Source organism: Actinosynnema sp. (assembly GCF_052038725.1).
On sequence record NZ_JBQGCX010000400.1, the window covers coordinates 1 to 2,805 of the forward strand.

Below are 2,805 nucleotides of genomic sequence, written 5' to 3' on the forward strand. Positions count from 1 at the left end.
CCGTCACCGACGCGGTGATCCCGGCCTCGGAGGCGGAGACGGTCAGGTCCCGGTGCTCGAAGCTGGTGTACGACAGGCCGTGGCCGAACGGGACGCCGACGGCGGCGTCGCGGGCGTCGTACCAGCGGTAGCCGACGTGCAGGCCCTCGCCGTAGTAGACCTGCGAGCGCTCGCCGGGGAAGTTCAGGAACGCGGGGGTGTCCTCCAGCCGGGTGGGCGCGGTCTCGGCGAGCCTGCCGGACGGGTTGACCGCGCCGCACAGCACGTCCGCGACGGCCGCGCCGCCCGCCTGGCCGAGCAGCGCGGCGTCCAGCAGGGCGGGCGCGCCCGCGAGGGGGGCCAGGCGCAGCGCGCCGCCGTGGGAGAGCACGACGGCGGTGCGGGGCTGGGCCTGGAGCACGGCGGCCAGCAGCTCGACCTGCTCGGCGGGGATCTCGATGTGCTCGCGGTCGAAGCCCTCCGACTCCTGGTCGGCGGCCAGGCCCAGGAACAGCACGGCGGACTCCGCGGCGCCCGCGGCGGCGACGGCCTCGGCGCGCAGGGCCGCCGCGTCGCCGGAACCGTCGGTGGTGAAGCCGGCGGCGAAGGTCGCGGACGGCGCGTGGCGGCGGATCTCGTCCAGCGGCACGTCGACCCTGGTCGGGTTCACGTGCGAGCTGCCGCCGCCCTGGAAGCGCGGGGCCCGCGCGAACGCGCCGATGACGGCGACGGACGAGCCGGGGGCGAGTGGCAGCGCGGCGCCCTCGTTCTTGAGCAGCACGACGCAGCGCGCGGCGACCTCGCGGGCCAGCGCGTGGTGCGCGTCGACGTCCAGCACGACGTCGGAGCGGCGACCGGCCACGCCCTTGGCGGCCAGCGCGGCGACCCGCGACGCGGCCAGCTCGACCACGGCCGGGTCCAGCTCGCCCGCCTCGACGGCGGCGACGACGTCCGCGTCGGTGTCACCGCCGCCGGGCATCTCCAGGTCGAGCCCGGCCGACACGGCGGCCACCCGGTCGCGCACCGCGCCCCAGTCGCTGACCACGGCGCCCTCGAAGCCCCACTCGCCGCGCAGCACGTCGGTGAGCAGCCAGCGGTCCTCGGACGCGTGCACGCCGTTGATCCGGTTGTAGGCGCACATGACCGTCCACGGCTGGGCGTCCTCGACGACCCGCTGGAACGGCCGCAGGTACACCTCGCGCAGGGTGCGCGGGTCGACGTTGGAGCTGGAGCGCATCCGGTCGGTCTCGGTGTTGTTGGCCGCGTAGTGCTTGAGCGAGGCTCCCACGCCCCGCGACTGCACGCCGCGCACCCAGGCCGCGCCGAGCGCGCCGGAGAGCAGCGGGTCCTCGGAGTAGTACTCGAAGTTGCGGCCGCAGCGCGGGTCGCGCTTGATGTTCACGCCCGGTCCGAGCAGGACGGACACGCCCTCGGCCCGGCACTCCTCACCGAGGGCCCGGCCGACCCGCTCGACCAGGTCGGCGTCCCAGCTCTGCGCGAGGCCGACGGCGGGCGGGAAGCAGGTCGCGGGGACGCTGCCGCCGATGCCGAGGTTGTCGGTGTCGCCGGTCTGCTTGCGCAGGCCGTGCGGGCCGTCGGTGACGAAGATCGACGGCACGTCGCCGACCGCCTTCGTGGTCCACATGTCCGCGCCGCTGCCGAGCGCGGCCTGGTCGGCCACTGACGCGGGCACGGTGGGCTGGTCGGTGCTCATCGGCATCCCCTTTAAAAACCGTATGATGTTCGGTTTTTGACTCCACGAACACCGTATACCGCTCGGTTTTGGGTGGCAACGGATAGATTCGCCACCATGACTCGACGGGGCTCGTACGCGAAGGGGCTGGCCAAGCGGGAGGAGATCCTCACCACAGCGCTCGACCTGGTCGCGCGCAACGGCTACCGGCGCACCACGGTGCGCGAGCTGGCCGACGCGGTGGGCCTGAGCCAGGCGGGGCTGATGCACCACTTCGGGTCCAAGGAGGAGCTGTTCACCGAGATCCTGCGGCGGCGCGACGAGGCCGACCGGGCGGAGTTCCTCGGCGACGGGGAGAGCGCGGACCTGCCGGACGCGTACGTGCGGCTGGTGCGGCACAACGCGGGCGTGCCGGGGCTGGTGCGGCTGTACAACCGGGTGTCGGCGGAGGCGGTGGAGCCGGAGCACCCGTCGCACGAGTACTTCGGCGAGCGGTACCGGGCGCTGCGCGCGGACACCGCCGAGGCGATCCGGCGGTTGCAGGCGGAGGGGCGGATGCCCGCGGCGGCGGACCCGGACAAGCTCGCGGTGCTGGTCACGGCGCTGCTGGACGGGTTGCAGACGGCGTGGCTGTACGACGGGGGCACGGACATGGCCGAGCACGTGGCGCACTTCTGGGAGCTGGTGCGCGGGGAGTGAGTCAGGGGGGAGCGGGTCAGAGCTGCCACCAGTAGCCCGCGTCGTCGTGCGGGGAGGGCTCACCGCCCTCGGCGGCGTACAGGGCCTTGGCGGCGGTGTTGTCCTGGTCGGTGAACAGCCACATGCGGCGGTGGCCCTCGGCGCGCGCGAGGTCGCGGAACGCGGTGAGCAGGGCCCGCCCCACCCCGCGTCGCCTGCTGGCCTCGGCGACGGCGAGCTCGTAGAGCTGGACCTGCGAGTAGCCCGCCGCGTGCCGCTGCCTAATGCCCCAGGCCCAGCCGACGACCTCGCCCCCTTCCAGCGCGACGAACGCGATCGTGGCCGGGTCGGTCAGGAACGGGGTGTGGTCGGCGACCTCGGTGGCGCGGAAGAGGCGCACGGCGGCGTCGAGCAGGTCGTGGTCGGCTGGGGTCAGCGGTCGGACGAGCACACCC

Annotated in this window: 3 protein-coding genes; 1 reads left to right on the plus strand and 2 read right to left on the minus strand. The window is 74.3% G+C overall.

Annotation, left to right across the window (positions count from 1 at the left end):
• Positions 1–1,693, minus strand: a 1,693-nt coding sequence (locus tag ACTUAL_RS08005; RefSeq protein WP_440899800.1) for a glycoside hydrolase family 3 C-terminal domain-containing protein, incomplete at its 3' end; no start/stop codon positions are given.
• Positions 1,694–1,789: 96 nt separating this feature from the next.
• On the opposite strand from ACTUAL_RS08005, the gene ACTUAL_RS08010 reads away from it, so the two are divergent.
• Positions 1,790–2,371 (plus strand): TetR/AcrR family transcriptional regulator, encoded by a 582-nt coding sequence (locus ACTUAL_RS08010; RefSeq protein ID WP_177154332.1) that lies wholly within the window; start codon positions 1,790–1,792, stop codon positions 2,369–2,371.
• A 16-nt stretch (positions 2,372–2,387) separates the two neighbouring features.
• Here ACTUAL_RS08010 and ACTUAL_RS08015 read toward each other — a convergent pair.
• Positions 2,388–2,805 (minus strand): N-acetyltransferase family protein (locus tag ACTUAL_RS08015; protein ID WP_440899801.1); only part of this gene is annotated, 418 nt, incomplete at its 5' end.